At 46.1% G+C, this 23,056-nt stretch carries 19 protein-coding genes and 8 tRNA genes; 10 read left to right on the forward strand and 17 right to left on the reverse strand.

Annotated elements, in window-relative coordinates; genetic code table 11:
• Positions 1-25: 25 nt before the first annotated feature.
• The 6 genes from hflX to tsaE all read right to left on the reverse strand — a co-directional run bounded on the left by hflX (position 26) and on the right by tsaE (position 6,944).
• On the reverse strand, positions 26-1,315 hold the full coding sequence (gene hflX / locus NL645_RS20600; RefSeq protein ID WP_253652316.1) for a ribosome rescue GTPase HflX: 1,290 nt from the start codon (positions 1,313-1,315) through the stop codon (positions 26-28).
• 38 nt (positions 1,316-1,353) lie between these two features.
• Positions 1,354-1,617: an RNA chaperone Hfq gene (gene hfq, locus NL645_RS20605; RefSeq protein ID WP_005381379.1), complete on the reverse strand. Its 264-nt coding sequence runs from the start codon at positions 1,615-1,617 to the stop codon at positions 1,354-1,356.
• 193 nt (positions 1,618-1,810) lie between these two features.
• Positions 1,811-2,743 carry a tRNA (adenosine(37)-N6)-dimethylallyltransferase MiaA gene (gene miaA, locus NL645_RS20610; RefSeq protein WP_005395375.1) on the reverse strand — a complete coding sequence of 311 codons (933 nt, stop codon included), beginning with the start codon at positions 2,741-2,743 and terminating at the stop codon, positions 1,811-1,813.
• Positions 2,740-4,752, reverse strand: a complete 2,013-nt coding sequence (gene mutL / locus NL645_RS20615; RefSeq protein WP_253652317.1) for a DNA mismatch repair endonuclease MutL — start codon at positions 4,750-4,752, stop codon at positions 2,740-2,742. Before mutL ends, miaA begins: the two co-directional genes overlap by 4 nt.
• Before the next feature lie 18 nt (positions 4,753-4,770).
• Positions 4,771-6,486 (reverse strand): LysM peptidoglycan-binding domain-containing protein, encoded by a 1,716-nt coding sequence (locus NL645_RS20620; protein ID WP_005395379.1) that lies wholly within the window; start codon positions 6,484-6,486, stop codon positions 4,771-4,773.
• Positions 6,480-6,944 carry a tRNA (adenosine(37)-N6)-threonylcarbamoyltransferase complex ATPase subunit type 1 TsaE gene (gene tsaE / locus NL645_RS20625; RefSeq protein ID WP_005395381.1) on the reverse strand — a complete coding sequence of 155 codons (465 nt, stop codon included), beginning with the start codon at positions 6,942-6,944 and terminating at the stop codon, positions 6,480-6,482. Before tsaE ends, NL645_RS20620 begins: the two co-directional genes overlap by 7 nt.
• A gap of 277 nt (positions 6,945-7,221) precedes the next feature.
• On the opposite strand from tsaE, the gene queG reads away from it, so the two are divergent.
• Complete coding sequence (gene queG / locus NL645_RS20630; RefSeq protein ID WP_005395385.1) at positions 7,222-8,349, forward strand: tRNA epoxyqueuosine(34) reductase QueG; 1,128 nt, start codon at positions 7,222-7,224, stop codon at positions 8,347-8,349.
• Positions 8,350-8,968: 619 nt separating this feature from the next.
• Here queG and NL645_RS20635 read toward each other — a convergent pair.
• The 9 genes from NL645_RS20635 to orn all read right to left on the reverse strand — a co-directional run bounded on the left by NL645_RS20635 (position 8,969) and on the right by orn (position 10,555).
• Positions 8,969-9,045: transfer RNA gene (locus NL645_RS20635), tRNA-Met, on the reverse strand.
• 59 nt (positions 9,046-9,104) lie between these two features.
• Positions 9,105-9,180 (reverse strand) — tRNA-Gly (locus NL645_RS20640).
• 35 nt (positions 9,181-9,215) lie between these two features.
• Positions 9,216-9,291, reverse strand: a tRNA-Gly gene (locus NL645_RS20645).
• 36 nt (positions 9,292-9,327) lie between these two features.
• A tRNA-Gly gene (locus NL645_RS20650) sits at positions 9,328-9,403 on the reverse strand.
• A 30-nt stretch (positions 9,404-9,433) separates the two neighbouring features.
• Positions 9,434-9,510, reverse strand: a tRNA-Met gene (locus tag NL645_RS20655).
• A gap of 42 nt (positions 9,511-9,552) precedes the next feature.
• Positions 9,553-9,628, reverse strand: a tRNA-Gly gene (locus tag NL645_RS20660).
• A gap of 30 nt (positions 9,629-9,658) precedes the next feature.
• A tRNA-Met gene (locus NL645_RS20665) sits at positions 9,659-9,735 on the reverse strand.
• Between the two features lie 42 nt (positions 9,736-9,777).
• Positions 9,778-9,853: transfer RNA gene (locus NL645_RS20670), tRNA-Gly, on the reverse strand.
• Between the two features lie 156 nt (positions 9,854-10,009).
• Entirely contained in the window at positions 10,010-10,555 is a 546-nt protein-coding gene (orn, locus tag NL645_RS20675) for an oligoribonuclease (RefSeq protein WP_053807763.1), read from the reverse strand.
• Between the two features lie 127 nt (positions 10,556-10,682).
• Between orn and rsgA the strand changes: the two genes are divergently transcribed.
• From rsgA to NL645_RS20695, 4 genes are all read left to right on the forward strand, one after another.
• Entirely contained in the window at positions 10,683-11,747 is a 1,065-nt protein-coding gene (rsgA, locus tag NL645_RS20680; protein ID WP_005395388.1) for a small ribosomal subunit biogenesis GTPase RsgA, read from the forward strand.
• A 116-nt stretch (positions 11,748-11,863) separates the two neighbouring features.
• On the forward strand, positions 11,864-12,721 hold the full coding sequence (asd, locus tag NL645_RS20685) for an archaetidylserine decarboxylase (protein ID WP_005381465.1): 858 nt from the start codon (positions 11,864-11,866) through the stop codon (positions 12,719-12,721).
• Positions 12,722-12,888: 167 nt separating this feature from the next.
• Positions 12,889-14,304, forward strand: a complete 1,416-nt coding sequence (locus NL645_RS20690; protein ID WP_012841332.1) for a DASS family sodium-coupled anion symporter — start codon at positions 12,889-12,891, stop codon at positions 14,302-14,304.
• A 132-nt stretch (positions 14,305-14,436) separates the two neighbouring features.
• Positions 14,437-15,324 (forward strand): DMT family transporter, encoded by an 888-nt coding sequence (locus tag NL645_RS20695; RefSeq protein WP_253652318.1) that lies wholly within the window; start codon positions 14,437-14,439, stop codon positions 15,322-15,324.
• Positions 15,325-15,406: 82 nt separating this feature from the next.
• Here the strand turns inward: NL645_RS20695 and gpmM are convergent, their stop codons facing one another.
• Positions 15,407-16,939, reverse strand: coding sequence for a 2,3-bisphosphoglycerate-independent phosphoglycerate mutase (gpmM, locus tag NL645_RS20700; RefSeq protein WP_005395398.1), 1,533 nt, complete (start codon positions 16,937-16,939; stop codon positions 15,407-15,409).
• Between the two features lie 547 nt (positions 16,940-17,486).
• On the opposite strand from gpmM, the gene NL645_RS20705 reads away from it, so the two are divergent.
• The 5 genes from NL645_RS20705 (at position 17,487) to NL645_RS20725 (ending at position 21,937) form a co-directional block, all read left to right on the forward strand.
• Entirely contained in the window at positions 17,487-17,921 is a 435-nt protein-coding gene (locus NL645_RS20705; protein ID WP_005395399.1) for a rhodanese-like domain-containing protein, read from the forward strand.
• Positions 17,922-18,168: 247 nt separating this feature from the next.
• Complete coding sequence (gene secB, locus NL645_RS20710) at positions 18,169-18,633, forward strand: protein-export chaperone SecB (RefSeq protein ID WP_005395400.1); 465 nt, start codon at positions 18,169-18,171, stop codon at positions 18,631-18,633.
• 195 nt (positions 18,634-18,828) lie between these two features.
• On the forward strand, positions 18,829-19,866 hold the full coding sequence (gene gpsA / locus NL645_RS20715; RefSeq protein ID WP_006743122.1) for an NAD(P)H-dependent glycerol-3-phosphate dehydrogenase: 1,038 nt from the start codon (positions 18,829-18,831) through the stop codon (positions 19,864-19,866).
• Between the two features lie 78 nt (positions 19,867-19,944).
• Positions 19,945-20,766: a serine O-acetyltransferase gene (cysE, locus tag NL645_RS20720; protein ID WP_005395410.1), complete on the forward strand. Its 822-nt coding sequence runs from the start codon at positions 19,945-19,947 to the stop codon at positions 20,764-20,766.
• Between the two features lie 25 nt (positions 20,767-20,791).
• Positions 20,792-21,937, forward strand: a complete 1,146-nt coding sequence (locus NL645_RS20725; RefSeq protein ID WP_048626686.1) for a murein hydrolase activator EnvC — start codon at positions 20,792-20,794, stop codon at positions 21,935-21,937.
• A 62-nt stretch (positions 21,938-21,999) separates the two neighbouring features.
• Here NL645_RS20725 and NL645_RS20730 read toward each other — a convergent pair whose 3' ends face one another.
• Positions 22,000-22,956 carry a DHH family phosphoesterase gene (locus NL645_RS20730; protein WP_253652319.1) on the reverse strand — a complete coding sequence of 319 codons (957 nt, stop codon included), beginning with the start codon at positions 22,954-22,956 and terminating at the stop codon, positions 22,000-22,002.
• Positions 22,957-23,056: the final 100 nt, after the last annotated feature.

Below are 23,056 nucleotides of genomic sequence, written 5' to 3' on the forward strand. Positions count from 1 at the left end.
TATGACGTTATACTGTAGCAGTCCTTTAAGTGACTATAAAGCCAGTCAAAACTGCCCCTTCTCTTTTTTCAAGTCTAGACCAATCTACTTGCTGCATTCGAATATCGATCAACAAGTTACCATCCTGGTCATATTCCTCACGTTGAATACACTTCATTTGGAAGAAGGTACTACGGAATCGTCCTTGATACTGTGGAGGAATTCGCAACTGATGCTCGACCATTTGTGACGCCAGACGTTCCGTCAGAGCCTCAAACAGGACATCAATGCCCAACCCATCCATTGCTGAAACCCAAACTGCGCGAGGTACGCCTTCCTCGTCTCGTTCTATACGTGGTTTCTGCGAATCTAGATTGTCGATTTTGTTCATGACAACCAGAGTCGGCACTTCATGTGCATCGATCTCTTCTAGTACTTCATGAACAGCTTGAATATTCTCACGAAAACGCTCATCACTGGCATCAACAACATGTAACAAAATGTCAGCTTCTTGCGTTTCCTGCAAGGTTGCCTTGAAGGCCGCAACCAAGTCGTGAGGCAAATGTCGAATAAAACCAACCGTGTCAGCCAAAATGGCAGGCCCAACATCTGCTAACTCTATCTTACGTAAAGTCGGGTCCAAAGTAGCAAATAGTTGATCAGCGGCATATACGCCAGCTTCTGTAATACGGTTGAAGAGTGTCGACTTACCCGCGTTGGTGTAACCCACAAGTGAAACCGTTGGGATTTCAGCTCGATTTCGGGCGCGGCGCCCTTGTTCACGCTGCTTCGCTACTTTGTCTAAGCGTCGCAGGATGGCTTTGATTCTGTCACGCAATAAGCGACGGTCGGTTTCCAGCTGGGTTTCACCCGGGCCACGTAAACCGATCCCCCCTTTCTGCCTTTCAAGGTGCGTCCAACCACGAATCAAACGAGTAGAGATATGACGAAGTTGAGCCAGCTCTACCTGTAGCTTACCTTCGTGTGTTCGAGCTCGTTGAGCAAAGATATCGAGAATAAGACCAGTGCGGTCGAGAACTCGACATTGGCACAGTGCTTCGAGGTTACGTTCTTGGGCAGGAGAGAGGGAGTGATTAAAAATCACAATTTCGGCACCTGTCGACTGTACCGCAGTAGCAATCTCTTGGGCCTTACCCTCTCCGACATAGTATTTCGGGTGTGGGGATTGACGACTACCAGTTACCACTTGTAGCGCCTCTACCCCAGCAGAAGAAACCAGCATTTCGAACTCAGCCAGATCTTCCCATTCACCTTCTTGCGTGAAGTTGATATGAACAAGTACGGCTCGCTCACCGGATTCATAACGGTCAAACAAGCAATCAACTCCTTATTTTAAAAATACTCGATGAAGAATTAATCTTCTGATTTCTCTTGTGGACGCTCACCTTGTGGACGTTCACCGCTGTGATGGCTCACTGGACGAGCCGGCACAACTGTTGAGATCGCGTGCTTGTACACCATTTGGTTAACAGTATTCTTCAGCAAGATCACAAATTGATCGAACGATTCGATCTGACCTTGTAGTTTAATACCATTCACAAGGTAGATAGATACCGGGATACGCTCACGACGTAGCGCGTTTAGAAATGGGTCTTGTAGAGATTGCCCCTTAGCCATTTTATTTTCCTTATTTAATTTGTAGTTGTAATTATTTAGCTAGTGGTGCAATGCAAAAGATACTGCTTTTGCATCTGAGCTAAACGAATCAAAAATGCACTCTAAGTAATTAGCAGCATAGTATAAAAACCGCCAACAACAGATCCTTTGAGAGTGCGTTCACGCAAAAACGATCACATTATACACAGCTATGTCAATCAGATGCTATTGCTTCCGACATCGTTTCTAATGCCTGTTCAATGTTCTCGCTATCCAACCAAGTTAAGTCATCCCAGCTGCGTAACCAGGTGATTTGACGCTTGGCCAATTGACGAGTCGCGCATACGCCACGAAATACTGCTTCGTCACGTGTACACTCCCCATCTAAATACTCCCACATCTGTCGGTAACCGACGCATCGTATGGAAGGAAGATCGGGGTGAAGATCTTTTCGCGAATGTAGCGCTTTCATTTCTTCTTCAAAGCCCGCTTCCATCATCTTTTCGAAACGAAGTTCAATTCGACGGTGAAGTTCTGCCCTATCCTTGGGAGCTATTGCAAACTGCTTGACTCGGTATGGCAGGCTTTCACCTTTCGTTTGAGTCAATTCAGTCAAAGTTTTACCTGAAATACGAAAAACTTCCAATGCCCGAGATAAACGTTGGGGATCATTGGGATGGATTCTCGCTGCTGACACAGGATCAACCTCTTTGAGTTCATCGTGCAACACTGACCAACCTTTAGTCAATGCTTCTTGTTCAATTTGCTGACGAATTTCAGGATTTGCAGCAGGAAGTGGGGATAAACCTTCAAGTAGCGCCTTATAATACAGCATTGTCCCACCCACTAAGAGTGGAATTTTTCCTTCTGCAACAATATCATCCATCGCTTTCAATGCATCACGACGAAAGTCGGCTACAGAGTAAGATTCGCTCGGATCCAAAATATCAATCAAGCGATGAGGCGCTAAACTTAACTCTTTTTCATCCGGTTTCGCCGTACCGATATCCATCCCTTTATAGATCAAAGCAGAATCAACACTGATGATCTCAACCGGGAACTTTTGACGAAGACGAATCGCCAACTCAGTTTTGCCTGATGCTGTTGGCCCCATTAAAAATAGCGCCAAAGGTAGTTTATCTGTCATGGTTTTAATTTGGCTATCGTGGCAGAGAAATCAACAGCGGATACAAATTTTGTATCTTCTAATGGCAATTGACCATCTCTTAGCTGTTCAAGTTCCGCAATAATTTGAATTGCTTCAGAAAAAGTATAATGACTCTTCACTGTCGTGACCTGCAATGCGAGCCAATCTATCAACTCAGACAGCATCTGAGCCGTTGCTATACCTTCCTTCACACGAGATTGCGCGTAAGATAACAGATCTGGTACTAGATTTTGTAAGTTTTGTTGACGTAGCGGCGCGGGAACGCCCATCACCATTAAGGCTTGCTCATTTCTCGCTTTCAATTGAATGCCAAGTAACGCCAAATCTTGTTGATAATCTTGAGCCAGCTTCACTAACTCGGCCTCTAACTTAATAGATAGAGGAACGAGTAGAGGCTGTGCTTTAAGCGCGCCATCGCTTGGAGTGAGCTGCCCTTTTACACGATAAAATTCCGCTCTAGGTAACGAGACTAACGCCGCCCCACTGTCACTGCTCATCAAAACAAATTGCTCATCGACCATCACTAGCGCTTTGCCTAATGCATTAATCGATGGAAGTGATGCATGCGAAGTTGCCTTTTGGGGCACTATCGGCGTTACGGGTTGAGACTCAAACTCTGGCGTTTTCAACAGCTCGTGATAAGCGCGTACTTCTTGTTTAGTTGGCGCTGGTTCTACGTGGCGCTCTTTACTGTGACTTGGCTTTGGTGCGGGTTTGGATTCCACCCAATCAGTACGCTTGAACGAGTCCGCAACGCGAGCTTCTCGCACGGAAGTATCCCTAGGACTGCGATCGCGAGGTTTGACTTCATAATCACTGCGTCCAGGATAAGCCGGTGCACTTTCTATCGCTTGATAAACACGCTCTGGAACTGGTGAAGAGGTCGGTCTTTGCACTGTTTCAGGCGCAGGCGAATGCTCAACCTCTTCGGACTCATTCGGTTCCACACGATGAAATGCCGATTCATTAACCTGTGGTTTATCAATCACGGCGCTTTGCGCAAGTGCATCCGCCAAAGCTTGATAGATGAAATCATGCACTAAGCGAGCTTGGTGAAAGCGCACTTCATGCTTAGCGGGGTGAACATTCACATCTACCTGGTGCGGGTCTAACTCAATAAAGAGCACATAGGCAGCGAACTGATCTGGCTTTAAGCTCATTTCATAGCTTTGACGAATCGCGTGATTGATTAATTTGTCACGCATCATTCGGCCATTCACATAGCAATACTGTAAATCGCTTTGCTGCCTTGCTCCCTCTGGAGTGGTAATCCAACCATGTAGCTTTAATCCTTGATGCTCAAGCTCGATTCTGAGCATATGCCGCACAAACGCATTACCGCAGACAGCTGCAATACGTTTTTCGGTTTGAAGCTGATTTTTCGCCGCACGATATTGACGAATGATCTTGCCGTTATGGCGCACATTGATGGTGACATCAAAGCGGCTTAACGCAATGCGTTTCAATAACTCATCAATATGAGCAAATTCGGTTTTCTCGGTACGCAGAAATTTGCGACGCGCGGGAGTATTAAAAAATAAATCCAACACCTCAACAGTCGTACCAATCGGGTGCGCTGCAGGCTTAAGCTTCACCTGCATATCACGCCCTTCGGAGTAGGCACTCCAGGCTTCTTCTTGTGCCGCAGGACGCGATGTGAGCGTCAAACGCGAGACTGAGCTAATACTGGCTAACGCTTCTCCGCGAAAACCTAGACTCATGATGGCTTCAAGATCATCCAAGGTATGTATCTTAGATGTAGCATGACGACTGAGCGCTAAGCCGAGTTCATCTTTCGCGATACCTTTGCCGTTATCACGAACACGAATCAGCTTTGCGCCTCCTTTCTCGATATCGATATCGATTCGAGTTGCGCCAGAATCAAGACTATTTTCAACCAGTTCTTTAATCACAGAGGCGGGTCTTTCGACCACTTCCCCTGCTGCGATTTGGTTTGCAAGTCTAGCTGGCAAAATTTTAATCGTCATAATGAGTTAAAAGCTCACCTACTTGTTTGGAATGATAAGAACTTGCCCAACCGCCAGCTGATCAGAGCGTAAGTTGTTCGCTTTACGAATGCTCGAAACGCTGACGCCGTATTTGGACGCTATTTTACCAAGGTATTCACCTCGAGAAACTTTGTGCTTACGGATCGGCTTATCTTTGACAGCGACGGTTATCTTCAACTTTTGTCCTACCCACAAGGTATCTGACTTCAGGTTGTTCTCACGGCGGATATCTGAAACCTTCACTTTATAGTGACTCGCGATCTTACCTAAGAACTCACCTGACTTAACCTTATGAATGATGGTTTCTGTCTCAACAGTAATCGGTTTACTTGGTACTTTAATCGTGCCAGCAGAAGGGATTTTGAGCTTCTGACCAATTGCTAATCCAGTCGACTTCAAGTTGTTTGCCGACATCAGCGCTTTAGAGCTAAGCCCATATTTATTCGCAATCACCGATAACGACTCGCCACGTTTTACGGTATGCACTATTGGCTTCGCTGAAGGCGAGAATACCGTACCCTCTGGTGGATTATCTTTTAAGTACTTAACGACCGCCTTAGTGATCGCCTGAGCTAACTTATCTTGGTGCGCTCGTTGAAACAGCAACCGCTCTTCTGTTGGGTTAGAAATAAAGCCCGTTTCCACTAATACAGACGGAATCTGCGGAGAGCGTAAAACAGCAAGGCTAGTATTAATCGGTTTGGTGTTATGCAGGTGCGCAACACGTCCCATCTCACCAAGGATTTCTGTTGCCAGCTTATACCCTTCTTTTTGTGAATGACTAAACTGCAAGTCCAACAAAGTTTGGTTCACGTTACGATCTTTGGTCTTAGTGAAGAACGCATTACCCGAACCACCTAATATTTCAGATTGTTTCTCATGGTTCTCAACCCAGCGAGCAATTTCAGTATTTGCACGACGGGTATTCAGCACGAAAACCGAACCTCCGCGAGGCTTCGGTGAGGTAAACGCATCAGCGTGAATGGAAATCAGTAAGTGAGCATCATTTTCACGGGCAATGGCTACACGACGGTTTAGATTCACAAAGTAATCTCCGGTACGTGTCATACGCGTTTTAATCCCAGGCGTAGCATCGAGCTGAGCAGCAATTTTTCTTGAGATACTCAATACCGCGTCTTTCTCGTACTTACGGCGTGAAGGGCCAATAGAGCCAGGATCTTCACCACCGTGACCAGGGTCGATAACGATCAAGACTTCTTGAGCTCTTTGTACTGAACTCATGTCTTTACTGGTCGCCGCTGGCTTGCTCGGTTTAGAAGCTGAAGTCGATGCTTTCTTACCGTGCGGCAGGTCAATCACCAAACGGTGACCATATTGCCCGCCAGGTGTTGGGCTTAATTTAAACAATTCCGCTTGAACGCTCTTTTTCAGTTCAAACACCAAACGATAGGTGCCCTTCTCTGGCGGAGAGCTTTTTCGAACTAGCTTTAAAACCGGGCTGTCCGTAACAGTAACAGGCAGTTTGGCCTGCATGGTCGTGCTTTTTAAATCCACGACAAGACGATCCGGTCCGGATAAAGAGAAATAGGAATAGTCAGCTTCCGAGCCTAAATCGATGACAACACGCGTTTCATCAGGAGAAGGCCAAACTCGAAAACTCTTAACGACGTTAGCAAATGCTAAATTGGGGATGAGAAGGAGAAAAGTGGCGACAAACGTCGCCACTACTCTAAAATTTGAAAAACTCAACATAGCTCCAATCGACTGAGTAACTGCACACCATAATCATTATTAGCTGTTAGTTCGGCTACACGCTGCTCACCTTGGTAGCGAATGTTCACATCAAGATCCGGTTGTGGCAACAAACCATGCCCTTTTTCAGGCCATTCAACCAAGCAAATTGCATCATCTGTGAAGTAATCTCGAATCCCCATGAACTCAAGCTCTTCAGGATCCGCAAGACGATAAAGATCGAAATGGTACACTTGCCACTGATCCAACTGATACGGTTCGACTAGAGTATAAGTTGGGCTTTTCACGTTACCTTGATGGCCAAGAGCACGGACAAAACCACGACTAAAGGTTGTTTTACCTGCACCCAAATCACCATGCAGATAAATTGTGGTTTGTTGCGAACAAAGGTGAGCCAGAGCGGTACCTAGTGCAACCGTTTCGTGCTCATCTTTTAAATTGAATTGTTTCGTGCTCATTGATGCTTCTCTAACTAATGATCGTTGACTATATAAAAATCAAAAGAACAGGAATAGTAAACCGTGTTGGTTTTGAGAGACAAGCTTTCAAATGTCATATGTGCGAAAAAAGTATCCAAGGAACGGTATCTTAATCACCTTAGTATCGACCTAGATTTAGAATATATGCAAATGACTTCAATAAGCAGTATTCACAGCATCAAAAACGTCCCTAACTGGGTAGCACCAAAGCCAGAGATCCGTTAAGATCCGCCCCCCTTTTATTCCGGTGGTTAGCATGAACTACGAACAACTCGCACAACAAATCAAAATTTGGGGAAAAGAGCTCGGCTTCCAAAAAGTTGGGATCTGCGACGTTGATCTGAGTGAGCATGAAGCCGCACTGCAAAAGTGGCTCGATGCAGGTTATCACGGCTCAATGGACTGGATGGCTCGTCACGGTATGATGCGAGCTAGACCCAATGAGCTACTCCCGGGAACCGTTCGTGTGATCAGCGTTCGGATGGACTACCTACCACCAGAAGCACAATTCGCTTCAAACCTAGCGAATAAAAATCATGCCTATATTAGTCGCTATGCATTAGGGCGTGATTATCACAAGCTCGTCAGAAAACAACTGAATAAACTTGGCAAACTTATTGAACAAGAAGTTGGTCAGTATGGTTACCGACCTTTCGTCGACTCCGCACCAATATTGGAGCGACCACTCGCCCAAAAAGCAGGCTTAGGCTGGACAGGGAAACATTCCCTGATTTTAGATCAGGACTGTGGCTCGTGGTTCTTTTTAGGCGAGTTACTTATCGACTTGCCACTTCCCGTTGACGAGCCAAGCGTTGATCAGTGCGGTAAATGCAAAGCATGCATTACCTCATGCCCAACACAAGCCATCGTTGAAGACAAAGTTGTCGATGCTAGACGCTGCATCTCTTACCTCACCATCGAGTTCGATGGCGTGATCCCTGAAGAGTTTCGCAAGCCAATGGGTAACCGCATTTATGGCTGTGATGACTGCCAATTGGTTTGCCCATGGAATCGCTACGCCGACATAACGGAGCAGAGTGATTTCCATCGTCGCGATAGTTTCAAAAACCCGGATCTCGTTGACATGTTTAACTGGGATGAAGCGACTTTTCTAAAAAATATGGAAGGCTCCGCTATTCGTCGCATTGGTCATATACAGTGGCTGCGTAATATTGCTGTCGCACTTGGTAATGCAGAATACAGTCAACGAGTCATTGATGCGTTAGAAAGTCGACAAGGTGAAAATAAATTACTTGATGAACACATCAAATGGGCTTTGGCCGAGCAACTGAATCAACTCCCCATTGAGAATAAAGCATCTACAGAGACGAAAAAGCAGCGCTTAATAAGAATCGTCGAGAAGGGGCTACCAAGAGACGCATAGTGCGTAGTCTATATGCAAGAGATTGAAAGCACTTTTACATGTTCAATTCATGACCTTGTTCTCAATTTTGTAATGTGGAAAAAAATTTGAGATTCAAGAAAAACAAGCTAGCAGAAAAAAGTTAAACACAGCTTGGAGAAATGACTAGGATCAAAAAAATACCAGTTAATGATCGTATTTTAACGTATCCGATCCGACAAAAAACTTATTTTTCTCTTAATTAACAAAGGCTTAATCAATATTTCGCTATTATTTCGACTTTCCTTCAGCGAAAAGATCTTTCTTCTCCATCGCAAAAAGTCAAGCTAAAAACACTTTATCAACTAACTTATCCACAGAACGACATATGTGGATAACTCTGTTAATTAAAGTAGATAAAACATGCAGAACCTCATCATGCTTGTACGCCAGCCGATTCATATCGTGTTTTAAACACAAACGAAATCGTCCGACATCATATGATGCGGATAAAATTTAGTTTTTGGGGATTCATGCTTCGCAGCATTATGAAAAGAGCGATGTGATTGGTTGCGAGAAGCAGGAATTGAATCAAGCGGCGCATCCGTCGACGACTTAGGATTGTGCTAATAAATAAGCATTCAATCTATCGTCTTGTATTTGGTTGCGGGGGCCGGATTTGAACCGACGACCTTCGGGTTATGAGCCCGACGAGCTACCAAGCTGCTCCACCCCGCGTCCGAGTGCTTCATCTTTGTTGATGATGAAGGCTTTGCTTTCATTTATAAAAAAGAAACTGGAGCGACACACGAGGTTCGAACTCGTGACCTCAACCTTGGCAAGGTTGCGCTCTACCAACTGAGCTAGTGTCGCTTTTGTCACCGTTAAGCACGATGAGGGCTATATATTGGAGCGACACACGAGGTTCGAACTCGTGACCTCAACCTTGGCAAGGTTGCGCTCTACCAACTGAGCTAGTGTCGCATTTCGTCACCGTTAAGCACGATGAGGGCTATATATTGGAGCGACACACGAGGTTCGAACTCGTGACCTCAACCTTGGCAAGGTTGCGCTCTACCAACTGAGCTAGTGTCGCATATTAACAGCAGTCGCTATTAATGGAATTTGGTTGCGGGGGCCGGATTTGAACCGACGACCTTCGGGTTATGAGCCCGACGAGCTACCAAGCTGCTCCACCCCGCGTCCGTATTGTGTCACCGTTAAGTACCGTGAGAACTATAAAACTGGAGCGACACACGAGGTTCGAACTCGTGACCTCAACCTTGGCAAGGTTGCGCTCTACCAACTGAGCTAGTGTCGCATATCAACAGCAGTCGCTATTGATAGAATTTGGTTGCGGGGGCCGGATTTGAACCGACGACCTTCGGGTTATGAGCCCGACGAGCTACCAAGCTGCTCCACCCCGCGTCCGTATTGTGTCACCGTTAAGTACCGTGAGAACTATGAAACTGGAGCGACACACGAGGTTCGAACTCGTGACCTCAACCTTGGCAAGGTTGCGCTCTACCAACTGAGCTAGTGTCGCATCAACAACGTTTCCGCTGTTTAGGGCTGCGAATTATAAGAGCATTTTTTTGTGATGCAAGTCCTTCCTTCAAAAAAACTTTATTTTTTTACTGAACGATGAAAAAGCAATCAAAAGCGATATAAATTACAACAATTTGGATCGCAACCTTAACAGTTAAATCTTGAAAATAGTACCACGATAGTACTTAAGTTCTGCAATCGACTCGCGAATGTCGTCCAAGGCCAAATGTGTTCCCTGTTTTGTGAACCCATTTAATACTTCAGGTTGCCAACGACGCGCCAATTCTTTAAGAGTGCTGACGTCAACATATCGGTAATGAAAGAACTCTTCTAATTCCGGCATGTGTTTGTACAAGAAGCGACGATCTTGCCCAATGCTGTTACCACATATTGGCGACGCCCCTTTCGGCACCCATTTTTCTAAGAATTCAATGGTTTGTGCGACCGCATCTTGTTCTGAGATTTTACTGTTGCGAACGCGTTCCACCAAGCCGCTTGCCGTATGCGTATTGGTGCACCAATCGTCCATTTTCTCTAGCTCTTCTTCCGGCTGATGAATCGCTAATACTGGACCTTCAGCTAAAATATTTAGCTCGCTATCCGTGACAATAGAAGCAATTTCAATGATTTTGTGCGTTTCAGGATCAAGCCCTGTCATCTCTAAATCAACCCAAATTAGGTTTTGATCGCTAAAGGACATGGTTACGCCGCCTATTTGTTTATCGATAAAAGAGGTACTATACCTCAAAATACGGGAAACACGATACTCACTCAGAGCCAAGATCACGGCTCAACCATTTGAGTAAATTCACATAAAGTACAGAATTGTGGCAAAGAAGAAAAAGTTAACCAAAGGTCAAGTGCGACGCGTACGCAGCAACCAACAAAAGCGTTTAAAAAAGCAAGAAGAGTCCATCCAGTGGGATGAAAACATGCTAGGCGCAAGCAAACAAGGTCTCGTGATCACTCGTTTTGGCCAGCACGCGGATATTGAAGACCTTGAAACAGGCGAGATTCAACGCTGTAACCTTCGCCGTGGTATCGAATCTTTAGTATCTGGCGATCGAGTTTTATGGCGCGAAGGCTTGGAGTCTATGGCTGGCATTTCTGGCGTTGTTGAAGCGGTAGAACCTCGTTCTTCAGTGCTCACTCGTCCAGATTACTACGATGGCCTAAAGCCCGTAGCTGCCAATATTGATCAAATGGTCATTGTCTCCTCGGTACTGCCCGAGCTATCACTGAATATTATTGACCGTTATCTCGTAGCATCAGAAACACTGAATATCGCACCATTGCTGGTCTTAAACAAAGTCGATCTTCTAGAAGCCGATGATCGTGCAATGTATGAAGAATGGCTCAAAGAATATGAACGCATTGGCTATAAAGTGCTTCTGGTCAGCAAGAAATCTGGAGAAGGCATTGCTGAACTAGAAACCCTGCTGCGTGACCGCATTAATATCTTTGTTGGTCAATCAGGCGTAGGAAAATCCAGCTTAGTCAATGCGTTAATGCCAGAGCTAGAGAGCGAAGTGGAAGAAGGCGAAGTTTCCGAGAACTCAGGTTTAGGCCAACACACCACGACAGCAGCGCGCTTGTATCATATTCCGACGGGTGGCGACTTGATCGACTCGCCTGGAGTGCGTGAATTTGGGCTTTGGCATTTGGAAGCAGAAGAAGTAACGAAAGCATTCGTTGAATTTCGACCATACTTAGGCGGTTGTAAGTTCCGAGATTGTAAGCACAATGACGACCCTGGCTGCCTTCTACGTGAAGCTGTTGAGAAAGGAGAAATCAACGAAACTCGCTTTGAAAACTACCATCGCATTTTGGAAAGCATGGTTGAAAACAAAGCAAACCGTCAGTATTCACGCAATAAGAAAGCCGATCTGTAATTAAGTTAAGACTGTAACTGTGTAAAAAGTCTTCACCTAATACTGACAAGCAAATTAAATTTCAGTAACATCACGCGCCCTAAAGCGCGAATCTAACAGAAGTATCGGAAATAAAGATGGACAAGTTTAAAGTTGGACTGCAGTACTGGATCCCACAACACGGCCTCACTCGCCTAATGGGTAAACTGGCTTCAGCAAAAGCTGGCGGTCTAACAACAGCAGTTATTCGTTGGTTTATCAAACAATACAATGTGAACATGGATGAGGCGAAGCACTCAGATCCTAAGCATTTTAAAACGTTCAACGAGTTTTTCGTTCGTGAGCTAAAAGAGGGCGCACGCCCAATTTCTGAAGGCGAAAACGTCATCACTCATCCAGCCGACGCTTGTGTTAGCCAATTTGGCCCTATTGAAGATGGTCAACTTATCCAAGCAAAAGGTCATCACTTCTCAGCGCAAGAACTGCTGGGCGGTGACGCGAATTTAGCGGACGAATTTAAAGATGGTTCTTTTGCAACATTGTACCTATCTCCGCGCGATTACCACCGTGTACACATGCCATGTGACGGCACTCTGCGCCAAATGATTTACGTACCTGGTGACCTGTTCTCAGTAAACCCTCTGACAGCAGAAAACGTTCCAAATCTATTCGCACGTAACGAGCGTGTGGTGTGTATCTTTGACACTGAGTTTGGTCCAATGGCACAAGTGCTTGTTGGTGCGACAATTGTTGGCAGCATTGAGCAAGTGTGGGCAGGCACGATCACTCCGCCTCGTGGCAATACTGTCTACAAATGGGATTACCCAGCTGAGGGTGACAAGGCCGTGATCTTGAAAAAAGGCGAAGAGATGGGCCGCTTCAAACTGGGTTCTACTGTTATTAACCTGTTTGCCAAAGACGCGATTGAGTTTGACGCAAGCATGGAAAACGGTAAGCCAACCGTAATGGGCACACCTTACGCCTTGAAAAAATAAGCAAAATCCCGTTAAAAGAGCCCTTTCTCAAGGGCTCTTTTTATTGATAAAAAGCAAAATTCCGTTCAAAATTTAGCCTCTATTTCTCAAACTCATACCTGCCTCTAAGACCTTCATTCCACAATCAATTATCCTGCACTTAGGATGAATATTTAGAGGGGCAGCCAATGCCAAAGATGAGTGTAAACACGCTGGCGAAATTGCTGGTGTGCTTTTTAATTCCGCTCGGTGTTTTGATGATGCCGATTGATGCTATTCCTATTGATGATCTCACTTTAATTCAGCATCGCCTGTTGGCTATTTTTCTTCTTGCTGCCCTACTTTGGGTTCTTGAGCCGGTACCCGTTTTTGCTACGTCCATTCTTATTATCGCTCTTGAACTGATCATGATATCGGATAAAGGTTTGCATCTATTTCGCAATCCACCAGCGGGGCATGATTTGGGAGAGTTAATTGCTTACACAGATATTTTCTCTGCCTTCTCTTCACCGATCATTATTCTTTTTATGGGTGGGTTTGCCCTCGCCATCGCGGCTTCCAAATACGAACTCGACAACAATCTCGCCCGAGTGCTACTAAAACCATTCGGCACACAACCTAAGTTCATCATGCTGGGTTTGATGCTCATTACCGCCGTTTTTTCAATGTTCATGTCCAACACTGCCACGACGGTCATGATGTTGGCGCTGCTCGGTCCAATCGTCGCTTCTGCACCTAAAGGGGATCTAGGGATTAAAGCGCTGGTGCTGTGCATTCCAATTGCCGCGAATACTGGCGGCATTGCAACTCCGATAGGTACGCCACCTAACGCAATAGCGCTCCAATACCTCACCGGAGAAAACGCCATAGACTTCTTATCCTGGATGACAATGGGCCTACCATTTGTGCTGATACAACTCACTGTTGCTTGGTTTTTGTTGCAGAAGCTGTTTCCGTCCAGCGAACCAGAAATGAAACTAAAGCTGGATGGTACGTTCAAAAAGAGCTGGCGCGCGATCGTCGTCTACATCACTTTTGCACTAACCATTGTGCTTTGGATGACGACAAAAGTGCACGGCATGAACACGTATGTTGTTGCGATTATCCCGCTTGCGGTGTTCACCTTAACGGGCATTATGGGCAAAGAAGAACTCAAGCTGATTAACTGGGACGTGCTATGGCTGGTTGCCGGTGGTATCGCAATTGGTATTGCCTTAGACAAAACGGGTTTAGCCGAAGCATTGGCACACGCCATTGATTACAGCTTACTATCACCATTTGCCGTTGTCTTTGCCCTATCGGTAGTATGTTGGTTAATGGCGAACTTTATGTCTAATACCGCAACGGCAAACTTATTAATGCCTATTGCTGCCGCTATTGGTACATCCATGCCAAGCCTTATTGCGGTTGGTGGCCTACAAGGTTTACTGGTTGTCGTCGCATTCTCCGCATCACTTGGCATGATCTTACCGGTTTCCACGCCACCAAACTCTTTGGCTTATTCAACAGGCCTAATCGAGAGCAAAGACATGGCGAAAGTGGGGCTGATTCTTGGTTTGATTGGTCTATTTATCGTGTATGGCGCAGTTCTGGTGCTGTTTTAATCGATAAGCTCCGTGACAGAGCTTGTTGTCATGGAGCTGCTCTCCATCTACTGCCCTCACAGAGCGGCTTTTACATCCCATAAATTTCGTGCATATTAAGACTCCTCAAATCTACAAGGACGTCGACACATCATGGGTTACGAATGGCTCGCTTTATGCGCCGCTTTTCTGTGGGCAGTTTCTAGCCTAATTTCGGTCATACCTGCACAACACCTAGGCGCTTTTTCTTACAGCCGCTGGCGCATGGGCTGTACGGCCGTGATCTTATCAACAATGGCCTGGATAACTGGCGGCTGGTTAACGGTTTCTTGGGAACATGTAACGCCAATGATGGCGTCGGGTCTGATTGGAATTTTCATCGGTGATACCGCTCTGTTTGCGTGCTTGAATCGTATGGGACCAAGACAAGCCGGACTACTGTTTTCCTGCCATGCGGTATTCTCGGCCATTTTGGGCTACTTCTTATTTAGTGAAGTCATGACCACAATAGAACTACTGGGCGCATCATTGGTATTTAGCGGCGTGGTGATGGCGATATTCTTTGGTCGAAGAGGCCAAGTGAATAACGTCTTGGAAGAAATTAAAGGTAACATCTGGGTAGGCATTGGACTTGGCTTAACCGCTGCAATGTGCCAAGCATTGGGCGGCATCATCGCCAAGCCAGTAATGCAAACCAGCATTGACCCTGTTGCGGCTTCTGCTATTCGAATGATCAGTGCATTTTTCGCCCACAGCATGTTGTTAGTTCTAGGGGTCAAAGTCGCTCGCTCGACACAACACATTACTTGGCGAATATTTGGTATTACTGCGCTTAACGGTTTCTTGGCGATGGCCGTCGGCATGACGCTGATCTTATACGCACTGCAAGAAGGAAATGTAGGTATGGTTGCACTGCTATCTTCAACCACGCCAATTATGTTGCTACCGCTACTCTGGATTTACACTAAACGCCGACCAAACCGATTTGCATGGTTGGGCGCAGCCCTAGCTGTGATTGGTGCTGGCATTTTGGTTCAATAACCTTACAGACCAGCCCTTGTTGCCAGATACAAAAAAGCCCGAGTTTAAACTCGGGCTTTTGTCATTCTGAGCAGTTAGTTAATTATTTAACTAGCACTTCACCCGTCATTTCTGCTGGGATTTCTAGACCTGCTAGAGAAAGCATGGTTGGTGCAAGGTCAGACAGTTTGCCGCCTTCTTTGAACTCAACCGCTTTATCACCTACGTAAATAAGAGGAACCGGTAGGTTAGTGTGCGCTGTGTGAGTACCACCCGTTTCTGGGTCAACCATCATTTCTGCGTTACCGTGGTCCGCAGTGATCAGTAGCTGACCGCCAACTTCTTTGATTGCTTCAACTACTTTGCCAACACTTTCATCTAGCGCTTCGATTGCTTTCTCAGCTGCTTCGTAAACGCCAGTGTGACCAACCATATCTGCGTTCGGGTAGTTACAGATGATAGTGTCGAACTTACCAGACTTGATCGCCGCAACCAGTTTCTCTGTAAGCTCAGGGGAGCTCATTTCTGGCTGAAGGTCGTAAGTGGCTACTTTTGGAGAAGCAACAAGCTGGCGCTCTTCGCCTTCAAATTCGTTTTCAACACCGCCGTTGAAGAAGAAAGTCACGTGTGCGTATTTCTCTGTTTCAGAGATACGTAGCTGAGTTTGACCTTGCTTAGACAGCCACTCACCGTACGTGTTTTCTAGAGACGCTGGTGGGAATGCGATTGCTAGAGGGATATCTGCCGCGTATTGAGTCAACATAACGAAGTTAACTGCCGGGAATACCGCACGCTCAAAACCATCAAAGTCAGGCACGAATGCGCGAGTGATTTGACGAGCACGGTCAGCACGGTAGTTCATGAAGATAACCGCATCACCGTCTTGCATGATTGCGTCTTCTTCGCCTTCCGCTTTAATTGCAGTCGCTTTCACGAACTCATCGTTCTCTTCACGAGCGTAAGCGGCTTCTAGACCAGCAACGGCGGTTTCTGCTGTAAACTCAGCTTTCGCTTGAGTCAGAAGATCGTAAGCCACTTGAACGCGATCCCAGTTGTTGTCACGGTCCATAGCGTAGTAGCGACCTACTAGAGAAGCAACACGACCTTTACCTAGTTTCGCGAATAGATCTTGGAAACGTTGTAGCGAGTTTTCAGCACTACGTGGTGGCGTGTCACGACCGTCTAGGAAACAGTGTAGGTAGATTTTCTCAGCGCCACGAGCCGCTGCCATTTCAACCGCTGCGTAGATATGGTCTTCATGAGAGTGTACGCCACCTGGAGACATCAGCCCCATGATGTGTACCGCTTTCTCTGCTTTAACAGCAGCATCAACTGCTTCAACAAGCGCTGGTGTTTCAGCAAACTCACCGTCAGCGATCGATTTAGTGATACGAGTTAGATCTTGGTATACAACGCGACCTGCGCCAATGTTAGTGTGACCAACTTCTGAGTTACCCATTTGACCATCAGGAAGGCCAACATCCATGCCTGAAGCAGAGATTAGAGTGTGTGGGTTATTCGCAATCAGAGCATCCATTACTGGTGTTTTCGCATTCGCAATTGCGTTACTTGCTGTGTCTTCACGGTAACCGTAACCGTCAAGGATAACTAGAGCCAGTGGCTTCTTAGCTGACATAGTGATGACCTCATCAAATTTAAGTAACTTTTGGCGTAGGGCCTCGCTGCCCTATCTAACCTTGAAACAAAACTAGCGTAATTTTACTACACTTTTTAACCAAAACTGTAGGTTAAGATCAAATAATGTTTGCGATTTATTGTTGCTATCTTACAAGTTAAGCGAACAACGAGTCAGTGCCGACAAACGTGTTCCACAAGCATAGTCATTCCTAATACGCTTTGTACACCCCAGTCTAGGTTCGGTTTTCTTACGCTTCTGATTCTTGTTTTTGCACCTGAAACAGCGCTTATTTAAAGCATTATCGAACAAGATTGGTTAGTACCTATTGTTCGCTTTTTTCGGTAAAACAAAAGTCACTTAAGTCGATAAATCCAATAGGCAAAAACAATCAAGCTACCATAGTCCAAGGCACGGATGGCAATAACATAAAGGGTTTATAGAGATCTCAATTATTCGTTAGAAAATTTTAACCCTCTCGCCTAAGAGGCTTAACCCCGCTATACTCCTGCTTTATTTTTCCGCCAACAGCGTAAGAGCTCAAGACATGCAAGAGTACATTGAATTTTTCCAACAGAACATGATTCTATCTTTGGTTTGGGTAGGTCTTCTTGTCGCCTTTATCATGAACATCGTGAAGTCAGCGACGGCCGCATACAAAGAAATCAACGTAAACCAACTGACTCATCTTATGAACCGTGAAAACGGCGTTGTAGTGGATATCCGCACAAAGGACGAGTTCAAAAAAGGTCATATCACCGACTCACTTCACATTTTACCGTCAGATATCAAAGCGGGTAACTTTGGTAGCCTTGAAAACCACAAATCAGACCCAATCATTGTGGTATGCAAGACAGGGCAAAACGCTCAAGAAAGCGCGAACCTATTAGTAAAAGCAGGCTTTGAAAAAGTAAGCCTACTGAAGAACGGCTTGATTGCATGGAACGAAGCGAACCTGCCTTTAGTACGTGGTAAAAAGTAATACCCGGCAGCTTCGATAACGTGGCAGAGGCAAAAGACAAGGTACGCACTCAAGCGTGTTTTTGCCAAGCTTCGTGGATAATAAACTGAGCAAATTGAAAGCAGTTGAAGCATTAAGTTGTGACGCTTTGCACGTAATACACGCTTCATCTAGTCAAGGTAGATTGGCTCAGTTAGTCTCGGGACATACCAGTTTTCTGAGTTTAGACGTTTCTAGGCTCTACAAATATTTATTTAAGGATTAAAAAATGGCTGAAGCAGCACCTCAAGAAGCACAACAAAACTTCGCAATTCAACGCATCTTCCTAAAAGACGTTTCTTTCGAAGCGCCAAACTCTCCAGTAATCTTCCAAAAAGAATGGAACCCAGACGTTAAACTAGACCTAGACACTCAAAGCCGTGAGCTTGGTGAAGGCGTTTACGAAGTTGTTCTACGTCTAACCGTTACTGTGAAGAACGAAGAAGAGACAGCGTTCCTATGTGAAGTTCAACAAGGTGGTATCTTCACTGCTGAGCAAATGGAAGCAGGCCAACTTGCACATTGCCTAGGCGCATTCTGCCCGAACATCCTATTCCCATACGCTCGTGAAACTATCTCAAGCCTAGTGGTTAAAGGTACGTTCCCTCAACTGAACCTAGCGCCAGTTAACTTCGACGCGCTATTCATGAACTACCTACAACAGCAAGCTCAACAAGGCGAAGCTGAAGCGTAATTCACGTTTTGTAAGTGACGAATAGCCTGAGTGCTGACGTCACCGACTCTAATAAAATGCACAGAGCGTCTACTATCCGATGCAATGTGCATTTTTTATTTCTGACAAAAGTTCCTAGTTCCTAATCGCCAGAAGGCGTAAAATTTGACGATTAGGAACTAGATTCTACTAGTAGAAAGACAATTAGGCGGTAGCATGACACAAGCAAATACAAACAATGCTTACGGTAAAGACATCGCAATGACGGTGATTGGCGCAGGTTCATACGGTACCTCTCTGGCGATCTCACTCGCTCGTAACGGCGCGAACGTAGTCCTTTGGGGACACGAGCCTGAGCACATGGCACGTTTAGAAGCGGATCGCGCGAACCACGCTTTCTTACCTGGTGTTGATTTCCCTGAAAGCTTGATCATTGAATCGGATTTAGAAAAAGCCGTACAAGCAAGCCGAGATTTATTGGTTGTGGTTCCAAGCCATGTTTTTGGCATCGTACTGAACAGCTGTAAGCCTTTCTTACGTGAAGACTCTCGTATCTGCTGGGCAACCAAAGGTCTTGAGCCAGAAACGGGTCGTCTGCTGAAAGACGTCGCTTATGACATTATCGGTGAAAACTACTCACTGGCTGTATTGTCTGGCCCAACATTCGCCAAAGAGCTCGCGATGGGCATGCCTACTGCAATTTCAGTTGCTTCTCCAGATGCTGAATTTGTCGCTGACCTACAAGAAAAAATCCACTGCAGCAAAACCTTCCGCGTGTACGCCAATAGTGACTTTATCGGCATGCAATTGGGCGGTGCGGTGAAAAACGTTATCGCAATTGGTGCGGGTATGTCTGACGGCATCGGTTTTGGAGCCAACGCGCGTACTGCATTGATTACTCGTGGTTTGGCCGAAATGAGTCGTCTTGGTGCTGCGCTTGGTGCAAAACCAGAAACCTTCATGGGTATGGCTGGTTTGGGCGACCTTGTCCTAACGTGTACCGACAACCAATCACGTAACCGCCGCTTTGGTTTAGCGCTAGGTCAAGGTAAAGACGTCGACACGGCACAAGAAGAAATTGGCCAAGTCGTAGAAGGCTACCGCAACACGAAAGAAGTATGGATGCTCTCTCAACGCATGGGTGTTGAGATGCCAATTGTTGATCAAATTTATCAAGTATTGTATCAAGGTAAGGATGCACGCCTGGCAGCGCAAGATTTACTTGCTCGTGACAAAAAAGCCGAAGGAAAGTAGCACTCTACGCCCCTTCGCACCTCATCTGAGAAGAATAGAAGTTGTCGGGTCACGGAAGAACCACTCAGGATATTGAGAATGAAACACTGCGAAAAACAAAAAGTCTGGAACAGAATTGTCTCAGAAGCCCGCGAAATGTCAGAGCAAGAGCCAATGCTGGCCAGCTTTTACCATGCCACCATCATCAAGCATGAAAGTTTCTGTGCCGCGCTCAGCTACATTTTGGCAAACAAGTTAAACACGGCATCGATGCCAGCAATGGCAGTACGTGAAGTGGTAGAAGAAGCGTTCTCTGCCGACCCAACCATTACCGATTGTGCCGCTTGTGACATTTGTGCCACGGTTAATCGCGACCCTGCAGTTTCGATGTACTCTATGCCGCTGCTGTACTTAAAGGGCTACCACGCTCTGCAAGGCTACCGCGTGGCAAACTGGCTATGGAAGCAAGGGCGCCATGCACTGGCCACCTACCTGCAAAACCAAATTTCGGTTGCGTGTCAGGTAGACATTCACCCGGCAGCACGCATTGGTAGCGGCATAATGCTCGACCACGCAACGGGTATTGTCATCGGTGAAACTGCAGTTATCGATAATGACGTCTCAATTCTACAAGACGTTACCTTAGGCGGTACGGGTAAAGAGTGCGGCGATCGTCACCCGAAAATCCGTGAAGGTGTGATGATTGGTGCAGGTGCAAAAATTCTTGGCAATATCGAAGTGGGCGAAGGCGCGAAAATCGGCTCTTGCTCTGTGGTATTGCAAGCAGTGCCACCACACACAACTGTGGCGGGGGTTCCTGCGAAAATCGTCGGTCGTCCAAAAACGGACAAACCTTCTCTCGATATGGATCAAGGCTTTAATGGTAAATCACAAAGCTTTATCCATGGAGATGGTATTTAATCGTCAACAAACCTTTGACAACAACGTGGTAGGTAAATCTCAAGTGCGAAAACAAAATCACCCTGTTCTACGCTCGGCTATTTTATTAACTTGTGCTTTATCTGCCACATATCCCCTCGCCTCTTCTGCCGCTAGTCAACAAGAGCTCAAAGGCGTATCAAGTGAGATAAGCCGTCAACGCAAATCTCTCTCGTCCCAAGAAAAGCAACTCAATGAGCTACAAAAATCGCTCAAAGAGCAAGAACTTGGCATTTCTAAACTTGAACGCGAAATAAGACAAACCAAATCTGAGCTGGCACAAGCAGACAAAAACATAGACAAGCTAGAAGAGAAAATTGCCTTGCAAGAAGCGCAGCGCCAAGAGCAAGAGGAAGAGCTCAAACAGTTGCTGCAAACGTATTACGTGACCGAACGAGCGAAAGCCAATGGTCACTTGTTGAATCAAGGTGTGGAAGAAGACCGCATGAGTCAATACTTCCAGCACTTAGCCAAAGCGCGTGCGGAAGTGATTGATGCAATCACCAAAACCACTCAAGAATTGGCACACAACAAAAACCAGCTTGAGCTAGAAAAAGAGCAAATCGAGACGTTACTCAAACAGCAATCTGAGAAACGTACGGCGCTGGCAAGTACACAATCCAAACGTAAGCAAACCCTGAATAAAATTCAGAGCAGTATCAAGAACGATAAACGCTACCTTGCTGAACTGCAGCGCAACGAAACACGCCTAAAAGCCGAGATCGCCAAAGCGGCTAAGCGTAATGCCGTGCCAATGGACGGACTGGGCAAACAGCGCGGTAAACTGCCATGGCCACTCAAAGGTCGTGTATTACACAACTTCGGTACTCGCCAAACCGGGCAAGTAAACTGGAAAGGCATGGTGCTTGCGGCCAACTATGGTCAACAAGTGAAAGCCGTTTACCCGGGCACTGTCGTATTTGCGGAGTATTTACGCGGGTATGGCTTAGTGGTATTGCTTGACCACGGCAAAGGCGACATGACGCTCTACGGCTACAACCAAGCGTTGACGAAAAAAGAAGGCGATCGCGTGACCGCTGGCGAAGTGATCGCTCTTGCGGGTGATACTGGCGGGCAAGATCGCGCATCACTCTACTTCGAAATTCGCCGCAACAGTGAAGCGCAAAACCCGAAATCTTGGTTGAAGCGCTGATTATTAGACTAAAAACAAAGGAGCCGATTGGCTCCTTTGTTGTATTCAGATTTAGGAAAGTATTATGCGTAATACGTTTCTACCGCATCAATAAAAGTACTTACATCATCTTTGCTTAATGCGTTGATGCCTGCCGCCGCTTCTCGGCCGCCACCAGTTGGAAACTGCCCACACACGGCAACGGCGCCTTGTTTGTTGTTCAACGGGGCACGTAGAGAGACCGTGTAAGTGCCATCTGCATTTTCGGTGAGTACTGCATGAGCAGAATCTGGGTTTTGATTTGCCAGCCAGTTGCCATACACACCGCTGATTCGACGTGATGCGGCCGTGTTTGGTAGTTCGAACAGCTTTAGCTTACCGCTCTCATGCGTGGCAGGCAGTGCCAGAGCGGCATCCATATCTTGTTGGTAAGCAGACTGCAGTTGGTAGTAAGGCGAGGTTTTATCTTCAATAGCGTCAAATGGCGACGCGTACTTCAGCAAAGCTTGGTACAAATCCGCTGGATGGAAATGTAAGTCATCCACTTTCGAACCGTAACCGTTGTAATTAATCAAAGTGCCAAGCTCTTTAAGCTGCGCTTTCTGATCGTGTGACAATCCGACCTTGTCAGCCAATTCATCTGCTTTCGCGATCATGTTATCGCCATAAGCCGCCGTAATCGCCCATGTGTGAAAACGTCCATTTAGCAATTGATCGACAATTAAAGCTGTACACATGTTGGCATCGAGATCGATGTGCGCATCCAAGTTGCCATGCTGAGGAATATCACCCGCCTTATGGTGATCGGCGTAAAACACGTACGCGCCTTGAGCCAATGCTTGCTCTAGGCCTACCATGTTCTTTTCCATCGAAATGTCTAACACCGTTAGCTCATCACCCGCTTGCACGTCTACTTTTTCCACCAGCTTGATGTCGCGCTTTACACCAGTAATTAACTGAGCCTCGATAGGATCAGCCAAGCGTAATTGTAGAAGCGCAATGATGCCATCAGCATCGCCATTAAAAATGTCGTAATTCATGGAGCGATAGTTCCTTTATCGAGAGTCATATCCCAGAGAGGGCTGAACGGTATGAGGACTATTGTGCGTGGCATATTTGACAAGTCAACTCGAGCCACGA

Origin of the sequence: Vibrio sp. Y51_MX_L26 (assembly GCF_024181935.1) — a bacterium.
Taxonomy (GTDB): Bacteria; Pseudomonadota; Gammaproteobacteria; order Enterobacterales; family Vibrionaceae; genus Vibrio; species Vibrio diabolicus.